Source organism: Infirmifilum sp. (assembly GCF_049970975.1).
Taxonomy (GTDB): Archaea; Thermoproteota; Thermoprotei; order Thermofilales; family Thermofilaceae; genus Thermofilum; species Thermofilum uzonense.
This window is the reverse complement of record NZ_JBMFLX010000082.1, coordinates 1-6077: the sequence shown is the minus strand read 5'-3', so window position 1 is coordinate 6077 and position 6077 is coordinate 1. Positions and strand designations below refer to the sequence as shown.

Annotated in this window: 7 protein-coding genes; 2 read left to right on the top strand and 5 right to left on the bottom strand. The window is 51.9% G+C overall.

Translation table 11 applies throughout. From position 1 onward, the window contains the following. Together ACP5KC_RS08335 and ACP5KC_RS08330 are read right to left on the bottom strand one after the other, a co-directional pair. Positions 1 to 923 (bottom strand): CARDB domain-containing protein (locus ACP5KC_RS08335; protein WP_428287258.1); only part of this gene is annotated, 923 nt, incomplete at its 3' end. A gap of 70 nt (positions 924 to 993) precedes the next feature. Then, positions 994 to 1419: an archaellin/type IV pilin N-terminal domain-containing protein gene (locus tag ACP5KC_RS08330; protein WP_428287257.1), complete on the bottom strand. Its 426-nt coding sequence runs from the start codon at positions 1417 to 1419 to the stop codon at positions 994 to 996. Between the two features lie 93 nt (positions 1420 to 1512). On the opposite strand from ACP5KC_RS08330, the gene ACP5KC_RS08325 reads away from it, so the two are divergent. Continuing rightward, positions 1513 to 2334, top strand: coding sequence for a hypothetical protein (locus tag ACP5KC_RS08325; protein ID WP_428287256.1), 822 nt, complete (start codon positions 1513 to 1515; stop codon positions 2332 to 2334). A gap of 3 nt (positions 2335 to 2337) precedes the next feature. Beyond that, on the top strand, positions 2338 to 2538 hold the full coding sequence (locus tag ACP5KC_RS08320) for a hypothetical protein (protein WP_052884008.1): 201 nt from the start codon (positions 2338 to 2340) through the stop codon (positions 2536 to 2538). Here ACP5KC_RS08320 and ACP5KC_RS08315 read toward each other — a convergent pair. From ACP5KC_RS08315 to ACP5KC_RS08305, 3 genes are read right to left on the bottom strand one after another with little or no spacing between them, the layout of a single operon-like run. Beyond that, positions 2535 to 3446: a type II secretion system F family protein gene (locus tag ACP5KC_RS08315; protein WP_428287255.1), complete on the bottom strand. Its 912-nt coding sequence runs from the start codon at positions 3444 to 3446 to the stop codon at positions 2535 to 2537. The two genes, ACP5KC_RS08320 and ACP5KC_RS08315, sit on opposite strands and share 4 nt — an antisense overlap. A gap of 3 nt (positions 3447 to 3449) precedes the next feature. Beyond that, a complete protein-coding gene (locus tag ACP5KC_RS08310) occupies positions 3450 to 4313 on the bottom strand; it encodes a type II secretion system F family protein (protein WP_428287254.1) in 864 nt (287 codons plus the stop codon). Further along, on the bottom strand, positions 4310 to 5821 hold the full coding sequence (locus ACP5KC_RS08305) for a type II/IV secretion system ATPase subunit (RefSeq protein WP_428287253.1): 1512 nt from the start codon (positions 5819 to 5821) through the stop codon (positions 4310 to 4312). Before ACP5KC_RS08305 ends, ACP5KC_RS08310 begins: the two co-directional genes overlap by 4 nt. Positions 5822 to 6077 lie beyond the last annotated feature (256 nt).

Genomic DNA, 6077 nt, shown 5'->3' with positions numbered 1-6077 from the left:
GCGTTGGAGCCAGCCCAACCCTGACCTGTGGCTATGCTCCATTTGCCTCCCATTGCTTGCCAGCCGCTGGGCAGTGTCTCGAATGGTGTATAGAAGAGAACGGCGCTCGTGTCCGGGAGGATGTCTAGGGCGCGCACCGTGAATGTCTTAGAGTCGTCGTACCTGCCCGTGTAGCTGTTGTATGCCTTTATGGTCCAGGTATATGTTCCCTTGGTTCCGGGAAGAGTTAGAGCCAGCCTCACGGTTACTGTTGAGCCTGCTTGTATGGTTGTAGTGGTGGAGGCTGCAAGGCTACCAGCCTGGTCGTAGACCTCGACCCTACATGCCCCGCTCGAGTTCCCAGTGTTGGAGACCCCCACTACGAGGCTCGCAGTGCTGCCTGGCTGTCCGTAGATTGTACTGTTATAACTAGTTATCACGAATACCGGAGCCCCTCCGGAGGGTGGAGGTGAGGGTGGAGGAGGTGGAGGTGGCGGCGGTGGGGTTGTAGGAGTAGTAAGGGATGAGTTGAACACTGGGAAGACCCAGCAGTTTCCTCTCGCAGAGCACACCTTTACCCATAACAATAGGTTGTCCCCCGGCACAGACAAGCTTATCTCAGCCGGCTGGCCTGGGGCTAAATCGAGCTGTCCCTGCCACGCGGGGGTCTCATTCACGTATATAGCCCTCACGCGTATCCCGACACTACCTGTATTCACGAGGGTTAGCTTGACCGTCGAGGAGGAGAAGACAGCGTTTCCAATCACGATTTTCTCAGAGGCTGCAAGCCTAGACTCCAGGGCCGTGTTTGAAGCCTCATGCTCCCAAGAGAGGTAGCTGGGGAAAAGATAAGTCCATGTAATCGCGAATCCTGCCAATACGATGACGGTTAGAAGTAAGGCCGCGATGATTTCCGCCTGTCCCTGCATGGTAGCCTTAACCATATTTAATTTCGAGGTACCTGCTTTTATATCCTTTTACAAAAAAAGTATTTTTTATTAGAGAAATAAAAATTTAAGGTGCGACAAATGTGTATGTGGCCTCCGAGCCTTGCTTAGCCGTAACCTTTGCTATATATGTTTTACCAGATGTGAGAGTGCATGTTCCTGGTACTTGTACCTGTGCAGTTGAACCTTTAGGCAAAGGTTTGGATATACTTCCACCGCAGACAGCTGTGTAGTTTAATGTAAGGACGTAGGCTCCCACAATACTTGTGTCTACGTCACCTATGTTAGCCACGTATATATAGACCCCAGTATTATCGACTTGGACGGCGTCAATCTTTACTCTTTCCTGTAGCTGTGTAGGTGTCTGGTGGGGGGTTATTGTGCCCATGTATCCTGTCAGCCAGATATAAGTCAGGACTGCCGCTGCTACAGCAATAACTATTAAAAGGAGCGTTGCGATAACAGGGCTTATAGCCCTCCTTTTCATACCCATCGATTTATATAATTTAATCAATGAATATAAAATTAACGTTTATTATGATAAGCGACCGATTCAGTTAAAAACCCTGAACACACTATATTATTTGTGCTGCGTAGCGGGATCTCAACTGCCCTTGGAACCATATTCTTCATAATCATAGCCTCGATGTTCCTAGCACTAATGTTCCGTATGTACACGACGTTCACATCAACCCTGAGCGAGATAGCCTCGCAGAAGTCCGAGCAGCTCGCGGAGGGACAGCCCAACATAAGCCTGAAATACGCAGGCCTAGTAGACACGACTACTAGTATAAGAGTCATTGTCGGGGATACTACACAGTCTGGCCCTGGGTTAACAGTTTCATGCCTTAACCTCTTCACTCGTAGTATTCCCGGGGGCGTGGTCTTCCCTTTTCCTAGAAATGCTTGTGTCGCCCTCGTGAATGTCAGTGCTGCTCCAGGAGTCTTTGGCTCCATGGGAAACTTCTCGCTCAGCTCTCAAGGTCCATGCTTCGTGGAATTATTCGAGAGAGTAGGCGGGTCTTGGAGGATGACTGAAAGATTCTTCTTGAACAGCAGCAGCGTGGAGGTGAGCTTCAAGAACACGACCCTGGTCTTCGCATACGACTATAACTCTACAAGGAGTTTCAGCCTTACGTTTAGCAATGTCAGGGGCTACTCCCTCCAACTGCTCCAGCAGGCCCAGGTTGTTGTATCGAATACCGGGTACCTGCCCCTCGAGGTCTACGCGGTCTACGTCAACGGGCCAACGGGGCCCATACCCGTGGTTCAGCAACACGTGGTTATCCCGCCTGGAGGGGTTCAGGTTTTCCAGCTGAGCTCTGGTTTGGTGCCCGGCTACGAGTACGAGGTTCGGGTAGTATCCAAGCTTCGAACTTACATTGCAAGGATACGGGTTGGGGGGTAAGCCTTGGAGGGCATTATAAGCGAGTTTGCAAGGAGGATTAGGGCCTTGTACCTTTTGAGGGGTGTTGCGGAGGCACTCGTCTACTTGGCTCTTGGATTACTGATGATTGTCTTGCTCCTCACGGTGTTGGCCTTTATTCACTCATTTACGGAGAAGGCCTTATCTTTTCTCCATGTGGCGCGCCTCCTAGTGGAGTGGCCCTAGATTCTCGGGGTTATAGCTGGGGCAAAGTATAGCTCCTGTAGGAAAAAGTAGAGTACGACAATTGTGAGCATCACTACTATATGGAGCAGGCTAGCCTTGACAGTCCCCCTAGCGATTTTACCCGAGACGATCCCTCCTGCAAAAGCTTGCATGTAAGCCGAGATATAGAAGATGCTCTTGAAGAGCTCGGGTGGAGGCGGAGACACGAAGCCTGGTAGCCTTACCCTGTAGAGCGGCTCGACGAATACCGAGGTTATTATAGTGGCTGTTAAAAGGAAGACGACGAGAGCGACATAGGAGACCCAGACGTACGGCGACATGTTAGCCCTCCTCTCCTCCTCGTAGCTGTTCAGAACCCCGTTCATCTCGGCTGCAGCGTCCAGTACGTCCGCTACACGGCCACCCGACCTCTGAGCCACCACCAGGAGGCTTGTAGCCCTTTTAAGGGCTGGCTCCGGGATCTTCACGGTTAAACGTTCTAGGGCCTCCTGTAGGCTTAAGCCTAGAGCTGATACGGAGAGCGCGTCAAGTATCTCTCTACCGAGGGGGTTTCCCACAGCCCTTGCGGCGACCTCGAGTGCTCTTGGGAGAGGCATGCCTGCCCTAACCCCGTCGGCCGCGCCTTTAAAGAAGGTGGGGAGCTGCCTGTTAAGGGAGTCAACATACCTGAGGTTAAGCCAGAGGATGACTGCGACGGGCGCCAGGCCGAGCGGAACTGAGATGCCTATTAAGGTGTAGAGCGTTATAGACCAGGGCAGGACAATTTCCCGCGTAAGCTCAACATAGACGAGCTCCCGGCCAACATTTCCCCAAAGCGTTGCTAGGACTATCAGCGGAAGGGAGCCTAGCGTTAGCGAGAGGGCTGCGATGATGGCAAGTCTTCTTCCGCGTAGGGGTAGGTAGGGCATAGGCTACACCTTTGATAACGCAGAGTCCAGCATGACTAGTGTAGCTGCAGCGAACGTTGGAGTGCCGATCAGCACGAGGACAGAGATGAGAAGGTTTACTGGTAGGCCTGCAATTGTTCCTCCAAGCATCCCTATAATTGCCAGCATAACTATGAACATTAGGGGGGCGGCTACCATTAGGGTTACATAGGTCTCTGAGATCGCTGCCACTGTATTCGTAACCCTGCGTAGCTCGCTTCTCTTAAGCTCGAGGAGCCTCTGAGTAGAGAAGGACGCATAGCTGTACAAGTTGCCCCCTGTGATGTATGCATCCCTTAAGCCTGAGAGAAACAGTGATAGCGCAGCTGAAGGACTACGCCTCGCCGCTCTCTCCAGGGCTGTCAGGACGTCATAGCCGAGAAGCTCCAGGTCTGTGAGGAGGAGGTCTATCTCCCGTCTTATCTCCTTGTTCTCCTCGAGCTCCCTTACAGTCCTGAGTGTCTCGGTAAACGTGAGGCCCGAGGAAGCAAGCACCGCGAAATTAGCAAGCGTGTAAGGTAGCCTCGCCGTTATAGTCCAGCCCCTCGAGTGCCTCCTGTACAGGGGGTAGTAGAGGGTGAATGCAAGGAATATCAAAGTGTAGGGGATGAGTAGCACCAGCGTAAGGAGAAAGGCTACAGGTAAGGAATATCGGAGAATGTACTGGTGGATAAACAGGGAGATAGTCATCGCAAATGGTGTCGAAAGAAGGTATGCTAGGAGCCACTTCCCCAGGTATACTTCCCATACGTCAGTGAAGCCTGCAGTGTAGTATATGTCCCTGAAGGCTTTTAGCCTTTCACCAGTCAACCGGGTAATGGTTTTACCTAGAAGGTAGGGTAGGCTCAAAGCGTGTACACCCCTCTCTCGATAGCGGTGTAGACAGTCGTGGGACGCAGGGCATAGTCCCTCACAAGCCTGCTGACACGCTGGAAGTCGGTTATCTTCCTCTCAACGAGCCATTTGATTATCTCTTCTCTCCTCTTCAGCTCCTCGACCAGCAAGCTTAACGGGACACCCTCTTCCTCGGCTATCCTCGCCAAGACGGTGCTTTCGCCAACCCTCATAATCTTGTCGCTGACCTGGTCATACCTGTAAACAGGGTTCCAGGCAAGTTTATCCCCCGCTAGGATCTCGCTGACCTCCACAACCCTCCTGAAGATCTTATCCTCCGTGACAAACCTCCTAACCGTAACGAAGACATTCATCAAGGGGATGAGCGGGACAGGTACGTTCATGGGCTCAGAGGTAAGCCTTTTCACCGCGTAGTCCGCGTTCTCCGCATGCATGGTGCACATTCCCGCATGCCCCGTCGCGATAGCTTGGAACAGCGTGAAGGCCTCCTCGCCTCTAACCTCCCCCACGATCACGTAGTCCGGGCGCATCCTCAAAGCTGACTTCAACAGGTCGAATAGAGTCACATCACGGGCCCAAGGGTCGGAAGCAGGCCTCGCGACGAGTGGAACCCAGTTCTCGTGAGGGAGGTTCAGCTCCGGGGTCTCCTCGATGGAGACTATCTTAGCCTCTGGACGTATAAAGGTGGCAATGGCATTTAACAGAGTGGTCTTCCCACCCGCTGTGGCCCCTACTACGATAAGGCTCTTCTTGTGCTCGACCAGGAGCCATAGGAAGGCTGCAAGCTCTGGAGACAATGTACCGCTCACAACCAGGTCAACAACAGAGAAGGGCACCTCCCTAAACTTCCTCACGGTGAACGTGCCTCCCCTGCGCGCCACCTCCGAGAGAGCAGCGTGAAGCCTGAACCCTTCAGGCAGCGAGCCCTCAACGATGGGCTGAGCCACCGATATTTGTTTCCCGGCCTTCAGGGCCAGTCTTACCAGGACGCTCTCCATCTCGGATGCATCCGCGAAGACGATGTTTGTTGGAAGGGATTCGAACCTGCTGTGCCACACGAAGACAGGCAAGCCTATACCGTCGCACGAGATATCCTCTATCTGCGGGTCCCTTATCAGCAAGTCTATCTTGCCGTACCCTAGCATGTCTCTTCTCACATAGTAGAAGACCTTGTCGAAGGCCTCCCTGGGTATCGGAAGCCTATACCTCTTTATAATCCTTTCAACGCGCTCACGCAACACCTCTTCTGCTCCACGCTTCCTGAGCTCCTCCAGGCTAGGCCTCTGCTCCTCCACAAGAATCCTCTTGAGCTCTTCTATCACAGCCTGATCCTCCCTAGTTAAAACCGGCTCTACAACCCTATACATTAACCGCCCAGTCCTCTGGTTTCTAGTTATAACTGCGTAGCCTAGCGGCGGGACAACCTCGTAGAAGTCCAGGATAATCTCCTCAGGCGGTACAATTATGGCACGTGGAGCCGACCCGGATTCAGTACTCGACACAAATTATTATATGTCGTACGTGTTAAAAACATTAACTTATATGAAAGAAGCTTGGTTTCCCATCAATACTTATTGCTATTATACTTTGGTACAAAAACATTAATCTAAGTTTCCTAAATAAGACGTTAAGAATATCAAAGTGATATTTAAATAATATTATTAAGTTGATTATACATGCTGAGGAAGGAACAGGAGGGCACACCTCACTCCATATCTTTAGGATCTAGGGGCGTGCCCCGAGAGGCAATTGTAGCCT